Origin of the sequence: Nostoc sp. ChiSLP03a (assembly GCF_034531215.2) — a bacterium.
GTDB lineage: Bacteria > Cyanobacteriota > Cyanobacteriia > Cyanobacteriales > Nostocaceae > Nostoc.
On the sequence record NZ_JAVRBQ020000186.1, the window covers coordinates 1 to 23,487 of the forward strand.

The following is a 23,487-nucleotide window of genomic DNA, read 5'->3' on the forward strand; positions in this document are numbered from 1 at the left end:
TTCTCTTCTTTACAAGCTTTACGCGAGCGCATCCAAGAAATCTTCGACCAACTCACATTTGAGCAGGTAATTTCTGTCTCTTCTTATAACTTTATCTTGGAAGCTCTATTCTATGCAGCTTCATATTAATTTGGTATAAGAGAACGTCTACGGGGGTATGGTCACACTGCCAAACTTGATTGCTGTATTCCACGAGTAAATCTTTACCGTCACGGGTTTTAACGGATAAACGAGAACCTTGCCAACCTGGAGAGCGAATGCTTTTCACCTTCTCCTGTTTTTCAATCACAGGTTGGAGAATACGGTACACCGTCATGTGAGAAGGAGGTTTAATACCCAACTTATCTGCTCTAGCTTTCACCCTGACGGCTACTTGCTGGCGAGTCATGCGTTTACTTCCTTTATTGCCTTCCTTATAGGTCTTTAAGATAAATTCTTGCCAGTTTTCATCGACTCGGTACTTTCCTTTATCAGCACGTTTGGTTTGCTCCAGCCCAACTAACCCCTCCTTTTCCCATTTATCTATCAGTCGTCGTACTGTTCGTACTGACTTGCCGAGTCTTTCTGCGGCTTCCTTGAGCCTTTGAGCACAGGTAGCGCGATCGCTATTTTCTAAAAGGCTTTGAATCACCTCCATTTTCAGCAAAGCTTCATCTGAAAGTGTAGAAACAATAACGTTTGCTTCAGCAGGATCGTTATTAACATCTGCGGAGCTTACCCAAGTCGTAGAGGTTTTAGAAAATTCTGCATCTTGCATATTTTGTTTTATCAAAACATAGTTGTATTATACTAATAAAATGACAAATAATTTGTTAATTTATGCAAAACCACTATATTTCGAGGTTTCTGCGGAGTGACAATTAAAATGCGAAATCTCAGCTATTTGACATCTAATTTGTTAAATCTGACTTGGAGGGGTATTAGTGTCTTCAATAGCAAAACCCCTGATATAATCCTTGCTATATAAGGGGTTTAAGTATTTTGAAGGTTGTGACAATATTTTGTTAAATTGACAAATAATTAGTTAATGTACATTTGCCTTGCTATGGATAAAAATGCGCTCGCAAAGTTGAGATTTTGATTCCTGGTAAGCCATTAGTATCTTTAGCGGCGTTTTGTCGCGCGGGTCAATGACTATAAACTTGTTATGCTCATCTAGCACAATATAATTGATAGCCTGATCGCGTACCAGATCGAAATAGCTATAGCCATCCTCATCTTTGCCAGCCTTGCCGCTAGTAGCATAGAAGGATTTTTCCAAAGCATTAATAATTTGATTCTGCTTGAGGCTTTCTTTTAGCTGCTCAATTTCCTGTTGCAATGTGGTCTAGGACTTACGCACTGTACAAACGAATCATCTTGTGTGTTAGTCTATACGTTGCTCAGATACCACTTCTTGGCGGTGCTAGCGATCGCCCAGTACGAGAGATAAATGACGAACGGACAAAACGGACAAAAGAAAAAATTAGAAACTCAGCTTTGGAATATTGCCGATTCGCTACGGGGCAAGATGAACGCCGATGAGTTTCGGGATTATTGCTTAGGGTTTATTTTCTATAAGTACCTATCCGAGCGTCAGCATCTTTACGCTAATGATATTTTGGCTGAGGATAAGATTGATTTTCTAGAGCTTGATGAGTCGTCAGAAGAAGGGCAGGAATATTTAGAGGCAATTAAAGAGGAATCTATTGCCGAGTTGGGTTATTTTTTGAAGCCATCTGAGTTGTTTAGTTCTCTGGCTAAACGGGCATTAGGCAATCAGGCGGATAAGGATGAGATTAGTGATGAGGAGTTAGAAAAGAGTTCAATTTTTATTTTGGGGGATTTGACGGATGTTTTAAACAACATTGAACGCTCCACAATGGGCAAGGAAAGTGAGGAAGATTTTGATCATTTGTTTGAGGATCTGGATCTGAATTCGACGAAGTTGGGGCGGACTCCGAAGACGAAAAATGCTTTAATTGCCAAGATTTTAGTGCATCTGGATAAGATTGATTTTCGGTTGGGAGACACTGAGAGCGATGTTCTGGGGGATGCCTATGAGTATTTGATTGGGCAGTTTGCCAGTGGTGCGGGGAAAAAGGCAGGGGAGTTTTACACGCCGCAGCAGGTTTCTAAGGTATTGGCTAAGATTGTGACGACAGGAAAGGAGCGGCTGAAGTCGGTTTATGACCCTACTTGTGGTTCGGGTTCGTTATTGCTGCGGGTGGCGCGGGAGGTGGAGTCAGTCGGGGATTTCTATGGGCAAGAGATGAACCGCACGACTTACAACCTGGCGCGGATGAACATGATTTTGCATGGGGTGCATTATCGGAATTTTGATCTTAGGCAAGAGGATACGCTAGAGAACCCCCAGCATGAGGGTATGCGGTTTGAAGCGGTGGTGGCGAATCCGCCGTTTTCGGCGCAGTGGAGTGCGAATAAGCTGTTTGAGTCGGACGATCGCTTTAGTCACTATGGGAAGTTAGCCCCAGCTTCTAAGGCTGATTTTGCATTTGTGCAGCACATGCTGCATCACCTAGATGAGAATGGCATTATGGCGGTGGTGTTGCCCCACGGGGTATTGTTTCGAGGAGGCGCGGAGGGGCATATTCGCCAGTATCTAATCAAGGAGCGGAATTGGTTGGATGCGGTGATTGGGTTGCCTGCCAATATTTTTTATGGCACGAGTATCCCGACTTGCATTCTGGTGTTGAAGAAGTGCCGGGAATCTCCTGAAGATGTTTTGTTTATTGATGCCAGTGCCTATTTTGAGAAGGCGAAGAATCAGAACTATTTGCGGGATGAGGATGTTGAAAAAATTATTTCCACTTATCGCCAAAGGATAGAGGAGGAGAAGTATAGCTATCGCGCCCCATTAGCGGAGATTGCCGAGAATGATTTTAATTTAAATATTCCGCGTTATGTGGATACGTTTGAGGAGGAGGAGGCGATCGATCTAGATGCTGTGGCACGGGAGATCCGGGACATTGATCGGGAGATGGTGGAGACGGATCGGCTAATTCGGGGATTTTGTGAGGAGTTGGGGATTGAGGCACCGTTATGAGTAAGAAAGTAAATCCAAATATTCCTCAATTAAGGTTTCCTGATTTTGAAGGATCATGGAAGACTGAATCAATTCAATCACTCTTAGATAGAAATATTATTATTGAGCATCTAGATGGAAATCATGGAGAGCTTTACCCTCGAAGTGAGGAGTTTTCCGATGAAGGTATTCCTTATATTTCAGCCAATGATTTGGATGGACAAAATGTCAACTTAAATAACTCAAAAAAGCTACCTATTGAGAGAGCTAGGTTATTCAAAAAAGGAATTGGTAGATCAGGAGATGTAATTTTTGCACACAACGCAACTGTTGGTACTACAGGTATTCTTAAAACTGAACTAGAATTTGTCATTTTGAGTACAAGTGTTACTTATTACAGATGTGACCTTTCTCAGTTGAACAATCAATTTTTACTATACTCCTTTAATACTTCATATTTTGTGAGGCAGTTCTCTAGAGTAATGTCTCAATCAACTAGAAATCAAGTTCCTATAACCACACAGCGTAAGTTTTATTTGCATTTTCCCAAAATTGCCGAACAAGAAAAGATTGCTAGTTTTTTGGGTGCTGTTGATCGCCGTTTAACCCAACTCCGCCGCAAGCAGGAACTCTTGCAGACCTACAAACGCGGTGTAATGCAAAAAATCTTCTCCCAACAAATCCGCTTCACCCAGCCCGACGGTTCTCCCTTCCCCGACTGGGAAACAGATAGGATTGACAATTTTTTGGTTCGCTATATCGATCCTATTGATGTTCAATCTGATACAGAATACAAGCAAATTGGAATAAGATCACATGGAAAAGGTATTTTCCATAAAGATCCTGTCACGGGAAAGGCTTTAGGTAATAAAAGAGTTTATTGGGTTCATCCCAAATCCTTTGTTGTCAATATCGTTTTTGCTTGGGAACAAGCTGTTGCTTTAACAAGTAGCGAAGAAGAAGACTTTATTGCATCTCATCGTTTTTTAATGTTTTTACCTAAAAAAAGCAGAGTGAATCTTGAATTCATATTACTTTTTTTCCTAGGAAGCCGAGGGAAATCTTTGCTAGAGCTAGCTTCACCAGGAGGAGCTGGTAGAAATAAGACGCTTGGGCAGCAAAATTTTTCTGAGCTAAAAATAACTCTTCCAAAGATAGAAGAACAAGAAAAAATAGCTAATTTCTTGGCTGCAATCGATCGCAAAATCGAAACCCTCTCCCGTAAAATCGACCAAACCGAACAATTCAAAAAAGGCTTACTCCAAAAAATGTTTGTGTAGTGGAGGATATGATGGATAGCCTGAAAGAACTTATTATTAAAAACAAAGAAAAATTTCCCGAATTTGAATACTATATTCCCATAATTGAAAACGCAGAAATAAATCAAGAACAACATCCTGATATTGCTATTGAATGTTGTAATTCACTTGTTCAAGGTATTTCTAAGACAATTATTTTTTCTCTATTGTCTTCATTTATTACTTCGTTATCTAAACTGCCAAAAGTTGATATTAAAAAGCTGATAAATAACGAATCAGTTCATATACAGTTTTCTATGGCTCTAGGTATCCTAGAAAAGGATGTGGGTGACTCTGTTTTTTTTGATTTAATTGAAAAGGCTTTTCAATCGCTTCAAAACAATAAACCAAATAATAATGATATCAATAAAATTGGATCGATATTTAAGGAGGCTATAAAAATTTCTCAAAATAAAGGAATTGATGGTGAAGAAGTTCAATTTTTAATAGCTTGTGAGAAATTAATTTGTGATGAGAGAACATCATTTTTTGAACTCATACAAAATGCCTCCTGCTCATTAAATCAAAAACCTACTTCTGAGGATGCTAACTTTAAACAAGCTATTAAGCTTTTATCTGCTCACGGAGATATACTTGAAATTGACTTTATAAAAGCTTGTCAAACTTTAATTAACAAAATCAGTAATTTTAGAAATGACAGGGGCGATATTTCTCATGGAAGAGAAGTGCCGAAACTTCTGAAAAGCGACATAAATCTATCAAGGCTTATTGTAGAAATAACTGAAAGCTTATTACGATATACACTAGCTTCGTTCTTCATTTTAGATTTAGAGAAAAAAGCACAAGAATTTGAGGTAATAGAAGTCAAGGAAGAAGAAATCATCATTGGATACGAAGAGAATCCAGAATTTAATGATTTTTTAGATGAACCATATCCCCTAGATGGCAAACTACTTTACAGCCAAGCATTATATGAACTGTACTATGAAGATTATGAGATCCGGCTACAAGCCTTCCTTGATGAACAAGCATTGTTAGACGAAGAGTAGGGGATTATGGATAAATCTATTTGTTTAAAATAAAGTGCAGCAGAGATTTTTCTATATGAAAGTGTGCGAGTCATCGAATCCAGGAGTTTCCCCACAATGATCGCAGCCAAAGACAAACCCACAAACTTAACCCCAGAAGAATACTTTGCCTGGGAAGCAACCCAACTGGAAAAGCACGAGTATATCAACGGCGAAGTTTACGCCATGAGCGGCGGTAGCGTCAATCACGGTCGTATCGCCATCCGCTTCACCGCCATGTTCGACAGCCACTTAGAAAAGACAGGTTGCATCACTGGAAATTCTGATGTCAAAGTCAATATCTTTGGCAGTAATAATTATACCTACCCAGATGCCAGCGTTACCTGCGACGATCGCGACAAAACCACCACCCAATATATTACCTACCCCTGCTTAATCGTCGAAGTCCTCTCCGTCAGCACCGAAGCCTACGACAGAGGTGGCAAGTTCAGAATGTACCGCCAAAACCCAGCCTTAATCGATTACCTACTAGTCAGTTCCACTAGCATCGAAATCGACCTGTATCACAAAAACGATGCAGGCGACTGGTTGATTATCAACTACAAAGCAGGCGACACAATCGAACTCAAAAGCATTAACCTCAATTTTTCCATTGAACAAGTCTATCGCGGTTTAACCCTCACCCCAGAAACCCCAACAGACATCATTAGGGAATAGGTAGTAGGTAATACTTTTATCCCATTCCCCATTCCCCTATGCCCCTATGCCCCAAACCGAAGCCGAACTTGAACAAAAACTGATTGAACGTCTAACAACAGGATTAGGCTACGAACCCGTCACCCTTAGCAATGCCGAAAATTTCAAAGCCAACCTGAAAGCCCAACTGGAAAAACATAATAAAACCCAGTTTAGCGACGGAGAATTTAAGCAAATCCTTAACTACCTCGACAAAGGCAACGTCTTCGATCGCGCCAAACGCCTCCGCGACAAAATGGAACTCAGCCGCGACGATGGCACTACCTTTTACCTAGAATTCCTCAACACCGAACATTGGTGTCAAAACCAATATCAAGTCACCAACCAGATTACCCAGCAAGGCAATTACAAAAACCGCTACGACGTAACCCTGCTGATTAACGGCTTACCCCTCGTGCAAATTGAACTGAAACGCCGAGGACTGGAACTCAAAGAAGCCTTCAACCAAATCAACCGCTACCAGCGACATTCCTACGGCGCAGACAATGGACTGTTTCAATACGTCCAAATTTTCGTCATCTCCAACGGTGTCAATACCCGCTACTACGCCAACAACCGCAAACAAGAATTCAAACAAACCTTCTACTGGGCAGACCAAGAAAATAACCTCATAACCCAACTGGAAGACTTCGCTGACAGCTTTCTGGAGAAATGCCATGTCTCCAAAATGATCTGTAAATACATTGTCCTGCACGAATCCGACAAAGTGCTGATGGTGCTGCGCCCCTATCAATATTACGCAGTAGAAGCCATCATTGAGCGAGTCAAAAATACCGATAAAAATGGCTATATCTGGCACACCACAGGATCAGGCAAAACCCTCACCAGCTTCAAAGCTGCCCAAATTCTCACCGAAATACCCAAAGTGCATAAAGTGCTGTTCGTCGTCGATCGCGCTGACCTTGACTACCAAACCAGTAAAGAATTTAATTATTTCAGTCCTAATTGCGTAGACACCACCGACAACACTCGACAACTGGTAGAACAAATGGCTGGGGATAACCCCCTCATTGTCACCACTATCCAGAAACTCAACCGAGCGATCAAATCTCAAAAGCATGAAGCGGCAATGGAGCATTTGAAAGATAAGCGCATTGTGTTTATCTTTGATGAATGCCACCGTTCCCAATTTGGCGAAACCCATAAAAATATCATCAAATTCTTTACCCAAGCCCAAATGTTCGGCTTTACCGGGACTCCCATCTTTGCCGATAACGCTGCTAGCAACGAACACGGTAAACGCACTACCAAAGACCTATTCCAGGAATGTCTGCATAAATATGTGATCACTAATGCGATCGCGGATGAAAACGTTCTTAAATTTTCCGTCGAGTATTGGGGAAAAATCAAACGCAAAGACGGCACGCTGATCACAGAGCCAAAATTAGACCGAGAATTCTTTGAAAATCCCGACCGAATTTCTCTAATTGTCGATTGGATTATTGCCAACCATAACCGTAAAACCCACGGGAGAAAATTCTCCGCCATGCTCTGCGCCAGCAGCGTAGACACCCTAATTACCTATTACGACACGTTCAAAAACAAACAAAAACAGGGATTACATGACCTACGAGTGATCACGATTTTTACCCCTGGCTATAACGAAGAAGACCAAGACGCAAACGGCTTAATTGGAGAACCTGATTTTAATATCAGCGCAGATACAAGCAACCGTAGCCATAGCCGCGACAAACTAAATCGATTTATCGCGGACTATAACCAGATGTACCAAACCCAACATTCCGCCAAAGATAGTCAGGCTTTCTATGCCTACTATAAAGACATAGCCAAGCGGATGAAAGACCGCGATCGAGAAAACTTTCAGGATCAGGAACGCGCCGATATTCTATTAGTCGTCAATATGTTTCTCACGGGCTTTGATGTCAAAAAGCTCAATACACTTTACGTTGACAAAAATCTGAAGTATCACGGATTAATTCAAGCATACTCCCGCACTAATCGCATTTTGGGCGAACTGAAATCCCAAGGGAATATCGTCTCTTTCCGTAACCTCAAAGAGAATACTGATCAAGCCGTTGCCCTCTTTTCCGACACCAACGCAAGCGAAGAAATTTTCATTGAACCCTACGAATACTACACTGAAAAATTCAATGAAGGTGTGCAAAAACTGAGAGCGATCGCCACTATCCCTAACGATGTCAATAAGCTTATTAGTGAAGACGACCAAGTTAAATTCGTTAAAGCCTTTCGTAATCTTATCCGTTTGCAGAATGTAAGTAAATCATTTACTGAATTTAGTTTTTCCGACTTAAATCTGGATGAACAAACCTTTGAAGATTATAAAAGCAAATATCTGGACATTTACGATAGAACGCGATCCAAACCCGATGACGAGAAAGAATCTTTGGTTGAGGAAGTCGATTTTGAACTGGAACTGATCCAGCGAGACGAAATCAATGTCGCCTATATTCTCAAGCTGGTGGCTAACCTCCAGCGAGACATCAAGGATGATGCTACCCAGGAAGATTACCAAAATCAGAAAGCGTCTATCCTTGAGCTAATCGGGAAAGAAGTCCAACTACGCAGCAAGCGGGATCTGCTTGAGAAATTTATCAAAGAGCGGCTACCCACCCTCAAACCCGAAGAAAAAGTCGAAACCGTCTTTCAAGACTTCTGGACTCAAGAACGTGTTGAAGCGATTCAGCAACTCTGTATAGAGGAAAATCTCAAAGTCGAAGCTGTTAATCAAATGATTGCCGACTATAAATTTTCAGGGAAAGAGCCATTAAGGGAAACTGTGTTGAGTGCTTGCAACGAAAAACCGAAATTATTAGAGCGTAAAAAAATCTTTGCGCGAGTCGTATCAAAGTTACTCGACATCATCAACAAATTTGATGACGATCTTGGTGAGCTTGGGGAGGAAGAATAAAACAGTTCTTAAAGCAGGCGATCGCCAAATCAGTATTGATACTTGGTATAATACCAATTCACCAAAATAAGGCAAGAGATATAAATCACAAAAGTCCTGCTGCATCTAAGTTTTTTAATTGCGTTAGCGGAGCGGGGCGTTAGCCCATTGCTCAATGCGATCGCGTAGCATCTTTACGTAATTCACCCTAAATAGCTTGTATTCTCTCAAATAACCTTCCACGTCCACACCCCAAACCGCCGGCTATGGAATTAAATCTCCGCTTCCCAGAGAATCATCAAGTCATTGTAACATTTGATGGGCAAGACACTGAGAGGCTGGATTTTGCCTCACCGTTGAGTGCAGCAGACAGAGAAGAGATTCGCTGGTACTTAGAAACTTATGCGGTACATTACACCACAGATGTAGATGATACACGGGCAGAAGGGATAGCAAAAAAATTCCGGCAATGGGGCGAAGCTTTATTTAATGCGGTTTTTCAACATCGGACTGCTCAACGGCTGTTTAATTATTTTCAAGATGAAAATCAACCAGGACGCTTATTAACAATCAGTGCCAGTCATCCAGCAATTTTATCGCTGCCTTGGGAATTGTTACGCGACCCACAAGGTACTTATTTGTTTCACGAAAATCCCCGCATTTCCATTCGTCGGCGCTTGGCTGGTGCAGGGGGTGGACGCAGACCGTTTAAAGTACAAGTTAAAGACCGTTTGCGGTTATTGTTTGTTGTCAGTCGTCCCAGTGATGCAGGATTTATTGACCCCCGTGGTGAAGCAATGGCAGTTTTGAACGCCATTCAACAAGCAGCAGCCGGAAGAGTTGAGGTTGAATTTTTGCGTCCAGCCACCTTGGATAATTTAGTAGCGCGGCTAGAAGACTCCCGCAAACCCCCTGTTGATATTGTGCATTTTGACGGTCATGGGGTATTTGATTTAGATGGGCGTTTCCAAGAACAGGCTAAACATAGCGACCCCGTGGGACTAACTAAAGGCGGGAATGAGAACGGCGGCAATATAGGTTATTTGTTATTTGAGGATAAAGAAGGGAAAAAAGCCCTGATTACTGCCGAAACCTTGGGTGATATGCTGAATCGGCAAAAAGTGGGGTTAATTGTTTTGTCTGCCTGTCAGTCGGCGGCAATGGGTGGGGAAGATGGAGAAGATGCAATGGGTAGTGTAGCCGCTAGGTTAACCCATGCAGGTATTCCCACAGTCTTGGCAATGACGCATTCGGTATTAGTGACAAGTACCCAACAACTGTTTGCTAAATTTTATCAGGGTTTAGTATCTGGTGCTGGTATGGGTGAAGCATTAGATAATGCGCGGCGAGACTTGTATCTCAACCAACAACGGGGAGAACGGCAACGGGGTGAGCAACGAGTACATTTAAAATTGCAAGATTGGTTTTTACCTGCCTTGTATCAAGCAGCTGGAGATACCCCATTATTGCAGCCAGACTTGAACAACCAAGAAAGCGGCGAGTCACCAAAATGGGGAAACTTGCCGGATTTACAAGAAGCTGGATTCTTCGGTCGTAGCCAGGAATTATGGCAGATAGAACGGTGCTTTGTGCAGGGAACGCGCCGCCTCACAGTATCGGGTTTTGGTGGACAGGGAAAAACCTATCTTGTCCAGGAAGCAGGACGCTGGTTACACCGCACCGGGATGTTTGAGAAAGTTTGTTTTGTTGATTATGCTGCTTTTGGTGGTGTCGATGCTGTAGGCTGGGCAGTTAGCACCCTGGCGACAGTGTTAGAGCAGAGTTTAATTGATGCAGGGGCGGCAACTCAGGTGTTGCGTCAGCAAGCCACATTGCTGATTTTAGATAACTTAGAAACCTTGCCAGCAGAACCTCTAGGGGAACTGTTAACCGTAGCAAAACAGTGGTCTGAGGTTGGGGAATGTCGGGTATTACTCACCACTCGCACACCAGATTTTCACCATCCCGATTATGCCACACAAGGCAGCCGCAAACATATCTCCTTATCTTTGCGAGGTTTGGGACAAGAAGATGCCCTAGCGTATTTCCAGAGTTTGATGAAACTGACGCTAGCACCCAAATTTGACCCACCTGAACGTGAGGTGTTGTTGAGATTATTTAAACTAGTGGATTTTCATCCCCTGTCCATTGGTTTGTTGGCGAGACAGTTGAAAACCCGCCGTCCGGCAGAGTTGGGACAACGCTTAGAAGCGTTGATTGCCCAAACACCAGATAATCCCCTATTGGCATCATTGAATTTATCTTTAGAACGATTGGATGCTGAGGCCATGCAGTTCTTGCCTCGCTTAGGCGTGTTTCAGGGCGGGGCGTTTGAGAATATGTTGCTGGAAATTACAGAAATTTCTGAGTCACAGTGGCAAACTTTGCACCCAGCATTAGAAGCCACTGGTTTAATTCAGCTTGAATATCTGCCTGATGTAGATTCGCCTTTTCTCAAATTTCACCCCACCTTAGCCCCTGCCTTGTGGCCGCGCTTATCCCCAGAAGCACAGACAGAACTGCTTGCCCGTTATCAAGAGTGGTATTATCAACTTTCTCACGAATTGTATTTTGAAGATAGAAAAAATACTCGTGGAGTTCGTGTCATTGCCCAACGAGAATTACCGAATTTACTTTATGCAGTTGATGGGGCGTTGAATGCAGGTGCAGAATGGGCAGTGAACTTTGTTGACAAGGTAAACAAATTTCTCCGTCACTTTGGACTTAACCGCGATCGCACTAGACTAAATCAACGGATTGCTCAGTTAACTGGGGAAGTAGGTTCCGATACATGGTATCTCAGCCGTGGTAGTTCAGGCGAGCAATTATACAATGCTGGTCGCTATCAACAAGCAGCACAGGTGTTTACTGAGATACTGAAAAACTTGAGCGAACAACCAAGCTATGAGCGTTGTGTTATTTTGGTTTGGCTGGGGCGGTGCTTGAAGTTGCAAAGACAAACAGCACAAGCACGAGAAATTTACCGCCAGGTGTTGGCAGTGGCGCAGCAGTTGGAACAGTCTAATGATGTCAAGCACCTGATGGGAACGTTACAGACTGAATTGGCAGATGTGCTGACGAATATGGGAGATTATGCTGAGGCACGCATTGCTTATGAAGCAGGATTAGCTATTGACAAAGAACTTGGAACCCTTGTTGGGGCTGCGGTATCAAATTTTCAACTCGGCACACTAGCCCTGCGGCAAGGCAACATTTCAGAAGCAGAACAGCGTTACCGTCAAGCACTGACTACTTTCCAGCAACTCAACGAACCAGCAAAACAAGCCGCGGCTTGGCATCAACTGGGTAGGGTGTATGAACAAGGCAAGCAATGGGACGCTGCGGAATATGCCTACCGAACATCAGCACAAATTAATGAATCTCTAGGAAATCTGGCAGATGCAGCACTTACTTGGCAACAATTAGGCAACCTCAATCTATTTGTTGGCAAACCGGGAGAGGCGGAGGCTTGGTTTAGCAAGGCTTTGAAGCAATTTCAAAAATTAGAAAATCAAGCAAATGCATCTCAAATATTAAATAACCTTGCTGTCATACTACAAAAACAACCCCACCGCCTCAGCGAAGCCCGACAATTGGCAGAAGAAGCATTAGCCATCCAAAAAACCTTAGACCCGGCTGCGGCTGAGATTTGGAAAATCTATGACACCTTGGCAGCTATTGCCGACAAGCAAAGCGACACCACCCAAGCTAAAGAATATCGTCACCAAGCAAGGCAAGCAAAAGCGGCGTTTCCGGGGACACAGTATGAGTTGCGGCAACATGGGCAGTTGCTTGCAGGGGTAGTAGCTGCTGTGGATAATGCAGAAATCAGGGAACAGCTAAAAATTGACATGGAAAATGTTGCAGAAGTGTGGCAAAATCTCTTTGCTGCCATCCGTCGTATCTTAGCCGGCGAGCGAGATGAGAATATACTGTGCGAGCCGTTATATTCGGAAGAGTCTATGATTATCTCCGCTATCCTGCGGGGTATTGCTGACCCTCAATCCCTTGCAGCGTTATTAAATAATTCGTAATTCGTAATTCGTAATTCGTAATTCGCAGTAAATGTAGGGTGTGTTGTCGCGCAGCGCAACGCACCGTCAAAAATCTAAGAGGGATAAGATCCCCGACTTCTCCAAGAAGTCGGGGATCTTGCAGCCCAGTCAGCCCACTACAAATAATTTATATTTCTTCATATACATTGAATTTTTCTCACCCACTTACTTAAACTCTGCGTGATACAAAATTCATTTATTATCCACTTCCGAAGAATAATCTTCACAAAAAGCTTTCAACCCAATGTGAATAATAATCACCGTGATTGCAACAACTAAAGGAGATAACACATCCCCCGAAAAACCCATCGTTACCAACACTGCACCCAACCGTTCCACAGCATCCTTATTATCCAAATCACCCCATTTCTTCCACTGCTTATTCAGCATTCCCCCTTCTTGGCATAAATCACTTTTAGCAGCACGTCCAAATTTCTGCAAAAAACTCTTAGAGTTTTCTTGTGTAAGATTTGTAATTGCTGCGGTTTGTTTTACCAGCATTTTTTCATCTGATATTTTATCATCTCCTTGTTTTTGCTCTGAATCTTGAGCATGGCGCAGTTCTATTAACTGCCGATCAATTTCCGCAGAGAGGGCAGTAATTTCTTCGGGGATAAAGATGCTGTTCATTTTGAGTTTCGCTTGTTTTAAAACATTTTGTGTGCCAATAGAGACTTTTTTCGCTTCAACAATAGCAAGAAGCTACTCTTGTACTAAAGCATAATCAGCAGTAACCCGATCTAGGAAAGCGATCGTCTGTTCCCTGCCAAACTCCTTTAACTATAAATCCTTATTTACACCAAACCTCTACAACCTTAATTCCAGACTAAAATTCCCGAACAGTATCTTGCCCAATTCCTGAAAATCTGACCTAAAAAACTGCGATACACTAATCTTCGCCTTATCGCACACAGGAATAATCAACTTCACTAAATGATAAGGTTGACTTTGATTTGTTGTTGAGGCTATCCTCAACGATTCCATGATTCCTCCTAAATCTCCCAATAACTTCACATCCTTTGCAATTGATTGAAAACTAATTTAGCAGACTGATCTCGACGAATCTGTAGTATTAATTCTTCATGCTCTTCCGCATTATTAAGTAAGTCAACAATCTCTTTAGAACCTACATATTGACTTTGATTATAGATTTGCCGTTTTCGTCTGCAAATTGTTGTGGCTATTGCTACTGCCTTCTCTGAATGCCCTTGAAACTTCATATAATAATTGGATAAACACTTTACCCAATTATTATTAACATAAGCATAAGTAACACCATAATCTAGCGGGTCATAGCGAACGGGAATAGATTGATTCTCAATACTGTAAAATTCATCTGTCCAATAATTTTGATAGTTGACTCTAATTCCTTGACCAGCAATAACTTTGGCCATTCCCTTATTGTTCGTCGGCAAGGTTAAAATCTTGAATTGCTCATTATACTTAATACATTGATGAGGGCGATGTCCCGTTTTAGCTAACCCTAATTCAAAAGCCTTATGAGGAGACATCCCTTCCAAAGCAGGATGTTCTGCTTTATCATAAACTCCATAAGCATAACCAAATGCCAAATAATCGTATAATTCTTCTAAATTCCAGACAGCTAAACTCTTGGGATTATTTGCTTTTTTAACGAGGCGGACGTGCTTCATGATTTGGGTATTCCCCCTCAAGTTATTAATAAATTCAGTATTTTGTGAGCCAAACCAACGTTCAATAATTGAACTAAATTTAGGGCAATCCTTGGGACGATGCTTTTTGCTGGCTTCAAAACGCGCTAACAATGTCTCAAAATAAGTAGAACTAAACTCTTTTCCGTTATCCACAACAATCCATTCAGGAAATCTTCCAAACCGTTGTACACAGATGCGAATAGCCATCATACAAGAACGGTAACTCGGATTATCAAAGGTAAGGTATAAAGCTAAAATCCTCCGACTATAGGCATCAATCATGCCTGTTACCCAAGGTCTGCCTAAATTTTTGCCACTATAGGGGCAGATACACTCAACATCAAGCTTTGTGTGGTCAATATGAACGATTTCAAAGGGGCGATCTCCATGACGAGGGGTCGTAGGTCGAATTAACCAAGGCCCCAACAGATTATTTGCTGCACGAGATCCCATTCGTTTTTTAGTTTGTTGATAGCTGTTTCGTTTTTTCACTCTCTCGTAATAAAAGGTATGACTGGGAAGAGGAGAAATTCGTCCCGATTTCTGCCATTTATCCCTTAAAAATTCATACGTCTGCCAAACATTTTTTTGTTTAGAAGTTTCATATTGTTCTTCAATCACTTTATCAATAAATTCTAAATCTTCATCGGAATAACGAGGTGTTGGATTGCCTTTGTATTGGGGAATTAAGCCAATAAACCCACATCCGTATTTTTGTTGGGCTTGTCGATATTTTGCTTTCCAGTCGCGTAGAGTTCGTTCTGATAGCTCGCATTTCTGAGAAATATAAGGTTCTTTCCCTAAAAAAGGCTTAATAGCTGCATAACGATAATTTGCAGTTTCTAAGGCTTTAGGACTGGACTCTAGAAAGTATTGCCATCCTTCCTCATCTAAAGTTGTATGGTTTTCTGTCTGAAGATTACTAATTTCTCCTAATTCGATTAATTGTTGAAATTCTGCATAAGTCCAGCGAATAATTCCTTGTTCTCCTCTAAAAATGATTTTACTTTCCCCAATATGGTCAATGGTGAGGCTTTTTCCATCTAACAAAAATGATGACCCCACTTTAAGATCAACTATCGACACATTGCTGGATACGGGTTCACAATAATCATGAGTGGCCGTGATATAAGCTTCAGCAGTAGTTTGGTCACGAAATAGATGAACTTTCTCTTGTTCCGCCAAAGCTACTTCGCTTAAATTCACATAGACTTTTTCGAGGGCAATTAAGGTATTAATATCATCAATAGTGGCATTTTTCCCCTTCTCAAGCAGGTTGGTGAGGTTAATACCGGGATAATTAACGATAATCTCTTGAATATTGGCTTCTACTTGGTCATTAAGGATATATTGTTGCTTTAAATATGCTTGTTTGTAGGGTTGTAAATATTTCTGATTGCGATATTTGACCCAATCAATTTCACTATCGGAGCGAAGACGATAATAATATCCTAAGCTTTCGATATATTCTTGAACAATGGCATCTACCCATTGTTATTCTATTTTTTGATAGCGATAAGGCTGTTCATCACTAAGTTTTTCCAGTCTTTTCTCTGTTTTCCACTCTTCAAAACCACAACAATTCTTTCTCATTACAAAGAAATCGGGACAATGACCGATAGTTGTGGCTTGTTTACCTTGTGGTGAACATTTAATACTGAATTTAATCGGTTGATCCCAATATTCTAAAACTTGGTCGTCATATTCATAAAATTGAGTAATAGCGGGTAATTCAACAGTATGAGACTCAAATTGAATCGTTCTACCCATCTTTGAGCTAGCATAGGAACCATGAACGTTTCTTCCTCCTCCTTGGACTTTACGAGCAGGTGGGGAAGTCCTAATTTGGTTAACCAAATCTCTTTGTTGTTGGGAGAGCCGCAAATTATTACACCATGCTTGAAACTCGACATCATAGAGCATGGTTATCTCCTCTAAAATTAGTACAATTTTACCTATAAAAACACCATAACAAGTTCAGACTATTTCGGCAATGTCAAACTTTAAAATTGCTATTCCGGCAAACTCAGGCTTTAAAAACTGCTTATATTATGGATATTCGTGGAACGGATTTACTGCGATTGAGGCAATGTAGTGGCAAAATCAAACTTTAAAGTACGGCAAAACCAAGCTTTAAATTACAAGACCTCTTGCAAAATTGTGACTTTATTGATAAGTTTGCCGCTATGGCAAGCTTATGCTTCTAGTTTTGCAGGTGTAGAGTGCAGGTGTAGAAAAAGAAGCCAACTTACTCTGCCCTTTGTGGAAGCATTTGAGCAAGCCTGTCTGCATCTACTTCTACTACAAATGCGATCGCAATTGTAGCTTTTGCGAACTCATTTGTAGCTTTTGCGAACTCAATTGTAGCTTTTGCGTACATAATTGTAGCTTTCGCATACGCATTTGCTACCAAAAGCTTAATTGTGCATTAAACTTGTTTGCTATTTTTGGTCAGGTTCGCGACCACTTTCACCAACTCTTCTGGCTCAATTGGCTTGGATACATGAACTTGGAATCCGGCTTCCAGAGCTAGCCTGTGTTCTTCTTCTCTAGCAAATGCCGTTAGTGCTATAGCTAGAATCTTCTCCCCTTGCTCTGTTTCCTGCGCCCGCACTTTCCGAATCAGGGAATAACCATCCTCATCTGGCATTCCAATATCACTGACTAGAACATCTGGTTTTAATCGTTCTAGTGCTTCTAGAGCTTCACCTACTGAGCTAACTGCCGTCACCTGCCCTCCAGACTTTTCAAGAATGAAGGCAATTAACTCTTGCGTATCGGCATTGTCATCGACAACAAGTATTTGCAAGCCGTTGAGTATTGAGAGATTCTCGACTTTTTCTTGACTTTCTTTAATTAACTGTTCTGGTTGCGGCTCTACCAGAGGCAACAATACTGTAAATTTTGCTCCCCTTCCTTCCCCTTCACTAACTGCGTAGACTTTGCCTGAGTGCATTTCTACTAAATGGTGTACAATTGCTAGCCCCAATCCCAAACCATTGTCTGCTCTAGTAGTTGTGCTATCAGCTTGACGGAAACGCTCAAAGATATAAGGTAGAAAGTCAGTACTAATTCCCTTACCTGTGTCAGAGACAATTATCTGGACATTTGAGTTTACCTGTTCCAAATGCACTTCAACTCGCCCTCCGTTAGGTGTGAACTTGACGGCATTAGAGAGCAAATTCCAGACAACTTGTTGTAGGCGTTCGGCATCGCCCATAACTTGACCAACTGAAGAATCAAGATTAAATTCAACTTGAATATCCTTAATTTCTGATGTGGGAAGTACAGCTTCAATTGCCGCCTGAATTATCGGCACAAAGTCAATTTTACGGATATTTAGGCGAATTTGTCCTTGTACAATGCGTGAGATATCCAGGATATCTTCAATCAGTTCTCTTTGAAGTTTGGCATTCCGCTCGATTATCTCCAACGCCTTAGAGGTAGTTGGTTCATCCCATTTGCGAGTACGTATTAGTTGAACCCAACCCAGTATAGAATTGAGGGGTGTACGAAGTTCATGGGAAACGATCGCTAAAAACTCTTCCTTAATGCGGTTAGCTTCTTGGGCTTGCTGATAAAGTTGGGCATTTTCAATAGCGAATGCTGCTCGTTGAGCAAGTTCTTCAGCCATTTCTAGGTCTACAGTTGTGTAATAGCGTTCTGGTTGTGCAGACGCAAATAGAATTGTCCCCAGCTTGCGATCGCGTACTAACAATGGTACTACGATCTGAGACTTAAGTTGGAGTTGGCATAGTAAACTGAAGTGTTCCTCGTTCGAGGACTTTCTCTGTAATGAAGACTCAAGAATGTTTGTAACCAGTTCCGGCTTACCAGTCCGTAAAACTTTCGGCGGGCCGTAATCAGCGTCAACAGGAATTGGATAGCGTTGTTGAAGTTCTCGGATCGATCCTTCCTTCGCTGGTTCTGATGCAACGATGACTGGGTTAGTGAAGACTGGCAAATTATCTTCGATGACATCCACAATACACCAATCGGCAAGAGTAGGCACTGCTAATTGCGCGACGCTGGTTAGGGTAGTGCGATAATCCAAAGAAGATGCCAATACACGACTTGCTTCAGCCAAAAAATTAGAGCGTTTTTCTGCGGCTTGGGCTGCAATTCGAGCGGCTTGCTCATTGGCAAATAACTGCTGGCGCTCTAACTCTAAACGCTTACGCTGACTAATGTCACGCATTAGCCAGCGCAGAGCAACTGGCTGACCTTTTTCATTACGAACGGTAACTACTGTCAAAGCTACATCAAAACAGATTTTTTCTCGTGGTTGTAAACATATTTCCCATTCCCCGCCCCGGTCGAGCTGCTGCAACTGAGTTAGGTAATTAAAAAAAGCTTTACGATCTGACTGGGCGATGAAAGTAACCAGCGGTTTGCCAATCAAAAATCGCTGTAAAACGTTGAGCTGCATGGCAATAGCACGGTTAGCTTCTAGGATAGTGCCGAATGTATCAGTTACCAAGTAACCATCAGGTGCAAAATCAAATAATTCTTGGTAGCGCTGACGCTCTTTCTCTACTACGATTCGTGTTGCTTGTAGTTCCTCGGAAGCGATTTTTAGTTCTTCCATAGTGATTTGCAGTTCTTCAAAAGCTTCTAGTGTTAGCTCTTGCTGTGAATATGGCTCAGTACCAGTCCTTTGCACTAATCCAATTACCCGTGAGCGCAATGTCTCTAATTGTTGACTAAAATCGTCTGCATCCATGTTGCTCACTTTGCAAAGACTAAGAAGGGCACACCAGAGAAAACATTAGGCTAAATATAAACCCAAATGTACGCTAAAAGCCGATCTCAAAACTATTGCTCAAAAGATAGAAGTTTGTCTTGACAACGCGAGTCCTAGAAAGTGAATTAAACACAATATAGTTGTCTCAACCTCTAAGTATTATTTTAAAATAAAGAATTCATCAATAAATCTACCTACAGTGTTGTACCGCAAGAGACATATTAGGTAGATTTCAGCAAATGTTTTTATAGCTAAGGGTAAAGGGGAAAGGGAAGAAATATCTATTTCCCCAGTCCCCGTAAATTTGAAAAAAATCGGTTTTATGGAGATGATGAACGCGATCTTTGGTATAGGGTGGGCATGATAAATAGATTATGCACACAACTCTGAGAGAATTCTGATGATAAATGCGATCGCTAGTAGATTTCGCCAATTTATGGCTGGGAAAAACCGCCTAATTCGCAGATATGACCCAAAAAACAAAACCAAGCGTTCCTTAGCACTGTATACCTGCATAGGATTAATAGGTGGAATTCTGGCGTTGTTGTTAATGGCATCCCCAGGAGTAGCCCAAAAACCACAACTCCAACAACCGTTATTAGTAGCTACACGAGTTATACCGCCCTTTGTGCTATCAAACAAAGGTGAGCTATCAGGATTCAGTATCGACCTCTGGCGCAAAATCGCTAACCAAATAGGTGTAGAGTCTAAATTTATAGAATATTCCACAGTGCCGCAACTGCTTTCGGCTATTAAGGAAAGCAAAGCCAACTTAGGAATTTCAGCCATCTCAATTACAGCCGAACGCGAGCAGAACTTTGATTTTTCATTACCTATTTTTGCTGGGGGGCTGCAAATTATGGTGAGAAACCCAGAGCAAAACAACACTGCCTTCCCAAATATTTTGCAATTGTTTTTCTCCGGTAGCCTCTTGCAAGTAATAGGCGTTGCCCTAGTGTTAATTATCGTAGCAGCCCACATTATTTGGTTATCTGAGCGTCATCACAAAGATGGGATGATTCCCAAATCATACTTTCCTGGCATTTTCAAAGCCTGTTGGTGGTCAGCTGCCACCTTAGCAACCCAAGCTGATGAAATGCCCAAGGGAGTACTGGGACGCTTAGTAGGTATTATCTGGATGTTCATCGGAGTACTTTTTGCTGCCTACTTTACAGCCAGTGCTACTACCTCCTTGACAGTGCAACAGCTTCAGGGTGATATCAGGAGCATAGACGATTTACCCGGCAAGGTAGTAGCCACAACTGCGGGTAGCACAGCCGCCACATACCTGCGAGAACATAAGATTTCAGTTTTAGAAGTTACCAAAATTGAGCAAGCTTATAATGCTCTGCAAATAAAAAAAGCTGATGCTGTAGTGTTTGATGCACCTGTACTCCTCTTCTATGCTGCCAATGAAGGCAAAGGGAAAGTAGAGATTGTAGGCAGTATCTTGCGTGAAGAAAGCTACGGCATCATTCTGCCCAACAACAGTCCCTACCGCAAACCAATTAATCAGGCTTTGCTCAGTCTCAAAGAAAATGGCACTTATCAATCGCTATATGATAAGTGGTTTGACGTTGAAAAATCTTGAAGAAGGAAGTGGGGGAGTAATGAGTAATGAGTAATGAATTAGGAGTAATGAGTTAGGAGTAATGAGTTAGGAGTTAGGAGTTGGAGCAGGAGGACAAGGAGGAATTATTGAACAAGTCTCTCCCAAGTCTTCTCCCTCTTCCTTGTCTACCTTTGTCTCTTCTGCATACCCAATGCCCAATGCCCAATGCCCCATGCCCAATCCCCAATCCCCTATTCCCCACTCCCTTCTTTCGCCAGTTGAGCTTTTGCCTGTTGCCAGAGAGTTTCTAATTCATGCAAACTGTAATCAGAAAGGGGACGGTCAACAACCGCCTCCATTTTTTCTAATCGCTGGACAAAGCGCTGATTTGTGCCTTGCAAAGCGGTGCTAGGGTCAAGATTATACCAACGCGCTAACTGAATCACGGCAAATAGTAAATCGCCTAATTCTGCTTCTTGCCGTTCGGGTGTTTCTTCAGCTAAAGCTTGCTCGAACTCTCCCAACTCTTCATGAAACTTATCCCAAACACCCTGAATATTTTCCCATTCAAACCCGATCGCCGCAGCCTTTTGAGAAATTTTCATCGCCGCCGTCAGTGGGGGAAGGGTACGTCCATAACGAGCGAGTTTAGCACTAAATTTTTGGGCATCTGGAGATGCTTCGCCCTTTTCCGCAGCTTTGATTTGTTCCCAATTTTGCCGCACCTCATCCACACTGGCCACCGACACATCACCAAACACATGAGGATGACGGCGAATCAACTTTTGAGAAATCCCCTGAGCGATTTCCTTAAGAGAAAATTGCCCAGATTCACTAGCGATTTGGGCTTGCAATACCACCTGTAATAATAAATCGCCTAACTCCTCTGCGATCGCACCCTTATCCCCACTCTTAATTGCATCCACTACCTCATAAGCTTCCTCAATCACATAAGGCGTCAAAGTTTCCGCAGTTTGAGCCAAGTCCCAAGGACAACCACCATCAGGCTCGCGCAACTTCGCCACCACCTCAATCAACTCCTGCAACGCCCCCAAAATCTCTTCTTGCTTTTCCATACCTCTGCGTACCTCTGCGCTTCCCTTAGCGTTCCTTTGCGTTTAAAAAAATTATTTCTTTACTCTCGGCCGACGACTACCACCCCTCACTTTCCGCTTTTTAATTTTGCCACTAGGAAGCAGCCCCCGAACCCCCTGCTTTTTAAAACGCTTATAAGCCGAACCCCCCCAATCGCTGAGAGAATGACTCATCGCACCGAGTTCCAACCCCAAAAACAAAGCGATATATTCAGTATCGTATTGCACGAGCGATCGCCCCAAAATTCCCCCCAAATCCTGCCAACTAAAACTCAGATTCCATAACTTTTGAGCGATCGCCAAAACAAAAATTGCTAAAATAGCCAGCAAACACCCCAGATAAAGTATCCGTAAAATCGTGCCAATAATCGGCCCGTGGGATAAAAAAGAACGATGCCGGAGACTTTTTTGATAAGGTAGCCAAATCCAGCGCAAGAAACCCCAGCGTTGGAATTGCACAGAGTAAATATCCAAATCGGGGCCAAACATCAGTCCGCCAAAGAGAAACCCGCCTGCAACCAACAAAGTTGCATTACTACTGCGAGTTTGCCAGAAAGTAACGCCCGCCACCAACGGCAGAGCATACATAGTAATGCGATCGTGCGTCCGACCAGAGGGCATCCTAAATCCTGTTAGCGATAGCGGGGGCGTTGAGCCAGTGTTGAGTAACTGAATACTGAGTCAGTATAAGACAAAAAAAGATTTTCTTGAAACTACTAGCGCAATGCGAAATGTTTTGCTATATTGGTTAAGGATTAGTCAAACGGGCGGTTAGCTCAGTTGGTAGAGCGCCTGCCTTACAAGCAGGATGTCATCAGTTCGAGTCTGGTACTGCCCATTCAGTGAATAAAAGCTAGAGACAGCTTAGTTGTGACTTTAGCCATAACTTTGCCACAAGGGCAGCCTTATGCTTCCAATAAAGGGTGGCAAGGTTATGGTTATAGTTTTGTAAGCTGTTATAGGTAAAACTATAACAGCTTACAAGGCAAACTCACGTCGTGCATCATTAAAAGCAGCGCGGACTTGTTTATATCTAAAACACCCCGGATTTAGCATTAATTCACAAACGCGACCTTCTGTGAGATACACACCCTGAGCATTAAGGCTAATGACAATCTCTCAAACTTCGCTGCAAAATTTTTCTGTGTTTTTAAGGCGGCAAGCTTTATTGTAATTAAAGCGTAAGTTTTGTATATCTGTTTCTGTTTTAGATAGATGTTGCCTCTAGTTTTAGACTTTTTCTTGCCAAGTTTTTGCACGCTCGCAAAAGTTTTCGGTCTACTGAGAGTACTAACCCAAGTTGCTAGTTATGCTTGCAGGTGTTCAGGTGGCATTGCATAAGCAATAAAATCCCCTCCAGAGGAAAAATTAGGAGGGGTAATGTTAAACGAAATAATTACAATTTATGCTATCACTGATGACCTATTGAAGG

The 23,487-nt window shown here is 42.2% G+C and carries 16 protein-coding genes and 1 tRNA gene; 8 read left to right on the plus strand and 9 right to left on the minus strand.

All coding sequences use genetic code 11. The features are described from left to right. Positions 1 to 91 precede the first annotated feature (91 nt). Together RMY32_RS31240 and RMY32_RS31245 are read right to left on the minus strand one after the other, a co-directional pair. Positions 92 to 757, minus strand: a complete 666-nt coding sequence (locus RMY32_RS31240; RefSeq protein WP_322709101.1) for a helix-turn-helix domain-containing protein — start codon at positions 755 to 757, stop codon at positions 92 to 94. A 267-nt stretch (positions 758 to 1,024) separates the two neighbouring features. Further along, a complete protein-coding gene (locus RMY32_RS31245) occupies positions 1,025 to 1,321 on the minus strand; it encodes a hypothetical protein (protein WP_322709102.1) in 297 nt (98 codons plus the stop codon). A 111-nt stretch (positions 1,322 to 1,432) separates the two neighbouring features. Between RMY32_RS31245 and RMY32_RS31250 the strand changes: the two genes are divergently transcribed. From RMY32_RS31250 to RMY32_RS31275, 6 genes are all read left to right on the plus strand, one after another. Then, positions 1,433 to 3,046 (plus strand): type I restriction-modification system subunit M, encoded by a 1,614-nt coding sequence (locus RMY32_RS31250; protein ID WP_322709103.1) that lies wholly within the window; start codon positions 1,433 to 1,435, stop codon positions 3,044 to 3,046. After that, a complete protein-coding gene (locus RMY32_RS31255) occupies positions 3,043 to 4,305 on the plus strand; it encodes a restriction endonuclease subunit S (RefSeq protein WP_322709104.1) in 1,263 nt (420 codons plus the stop codon). The genes RMY32_RS31250 and RMY32_RS31255 overlap by 4 nt, the downstream gene beginning before the upstream one ends. 8 nt (positions 4,306 to 4,313) lie before the next feature. Further along, on the plus strand, positions 4,314 to 5,333 hold the full coding sequence (locus tag RMY32_RS31260) for a hypothetical protein (protein ID WP_322709105.1): 1,020 nt from the start codon (positions 4,314 to 4,316) through the stop codon (positions 5,331 to 5,333). A gap of 96 nt (positions 5,334 to 5,429) precedes the next feature. Beyond that, positions 5,430 to 6,029 carry a Uma2 family endonuclease gene (locus tag RMY32_RS31265; protein WP_322709106.1) on the plus strand — a complete coding sequence of 200 codons (600 nt, stop codon included), beginning with the start codon at positions 5,430 to 5,432 and terminating at the stop codon, positions 6,027 to 6,029. Between the two features lie 46 nt (positions 6,030 to 6,075). Continuing rightward, complete coding sequence (locus RMY32_RS31270) at positions 6,076 to 8,958, plus strand: type I restriction endonuclease subunit R (protein ID WP_322709107.1); 2,883 nt, start codon at positions 6,076 to 6,078, stop codon at positions 8,956 to 8,958. Positions 8,959 to 9,203: 245 nt separating this feature from the next. Next, the gene (locus tag RMY32_RS31275; protein ID WP_322709108.1) at positions 9,204 to 12,971 is read left to right on the plus strand and encodes a CHAT domain-containing protein; all 3,768 of its coding nucleotides are present in this window, start codon (positions 9,204 to 9,206) and stop codon (positions 12,969 to 12,971) included. Positions 12,972 to 13,184: 213 nt separating this feature from the next. Here RMY32_RS31275 and RMY32_RS31280 read toward each other — a convergent pair whose 3' ends face one another. The 5 genes from RMY32_RS31280 to RMY32_RS31300 all read right to left on the minus strand — a co-directional run bounded on the left by RMY32_RS31280 (position 13,185) and on the right by RMY32_RS31300 (position 19,388). Beyond that, positions 13,185 to 13,622, minus strand: a complete 438-nt coding sequence (locus RMY32_RS31280) for a hypothetical protein (RefSeq protein WP_322709109.1) — start codon at positions 13,620 to 13,622, stop codon at positions 13,185 to 13,187. Between the two features lie 380 nt (positions 13,623 to 14,002). Next, the gene (locus RMY32_RS31285; RefSeq protein WP_322709110.1) at positions 14,003 to 15,871 is read right to left on the minus strand and encodes a transposase family protein; all 1,869 of its coding nucleotides are present in this window, start codon (positions 15,869 to 15,871) and stop codon (positions 14,003 to 14,005) included. Between the two features lie 288 nt (positions 15,872 to 16,159). After that, the gene (locus RMY32_RS31290) at positions 16,160 to 16,588 is read right to left on the minus strand and encodes a TnsA endonuclease N-terminal domain-containing protein (RefSeq protein WP_322709111.1); all 429 of its coding nucleotides are present in this window, start codon (positions 16,586 to 16,588) and stop codon (positions 16,160 to 16,162) included. 325 nt (positions 16,589 to 16,913) lie between these two features. After that, positions 16,914 to 17,045 (minus strand): hypothetical protein, encoded by a 132-nt coding sequence (locus RMY32_RS31295; RefSeq protein WP_409884434.1) that lies wholly within the window; start codon positions 17,043 to 17,045, stop codon positions 16,914 to 16,916. Between the two features lie 48 nt (positions 17,046 to 17,093). Continuing rightward, positions 17,094 to 19,388 (minus strand): ATP-binding protein, encoded by a 2,295-nt coding sequence (locus RMY32_RS31300; protein ID WP_322709113.1) that lies wholly within the window; start codon positions 19,386 to 19,388, stop codon positions 17,094 to 17,096. Positions 19,389 to 19,809: 421 nt separating this feature from the next. Between RMY32_RS31300 and RMY32_RS31305 the strand changes: the two genes are divergently transcribed. Beyond that, entirely contained in the window at positions 19,810 to 21,000 is a 1,191-nt protein-coding gene (locus RMY32_RS31305) for a transporter substrate-binding domain-containing protein (protein WP_322709114.1), read from the plus strand. A 212-nt stretch (positions 21,001 to 21,212) separates the two neighbouring features. Here RMY32_RS31305 and mazG read toward each other — a convergent pair whose 3' ends face one another. Then, positions 21,213 to 22,037: a nucleoside triphosphate pyrophosphohydrolase gene (gene mazG / locus RMY32_RS31310; RefSeq protein ID WP_322709115.1), complete on the minus strand. Its 825-nt coding sequence runs from the start codon at positions 22,035 to 22,037 to the stop codon at positions 21,213 to 21,215. A gap of 51 nt (positions 22,038 to 22,088) precedes the next feature. Then, the gene (locus tag RMY32_RS31315; RefSeq protein WP_322709116.1) at positions 22,089 to 22,676 is read right to left on the minus strand and encodes a metal-binding protein; all 588 of its coding nucleotides are present in this window, start codon (positions 22,674 to 22,676) and stop codon (positions 22,089 to 22,091) included. A 144-nt stretch (positions 22,677 to 22,820) separates the two neighbouring features. On the opposite strand from RMY32_RS31315, the gene RMY32_RS31320 reads away from it, so the two are divergent. Continuing rightward, positions 22,821 to 22,893, plus strand: a tRNA-Val gene (locus tag RMY32_RS31320). Positions 22,894 to 23,487: the final 594 nt, after the last annotated feature.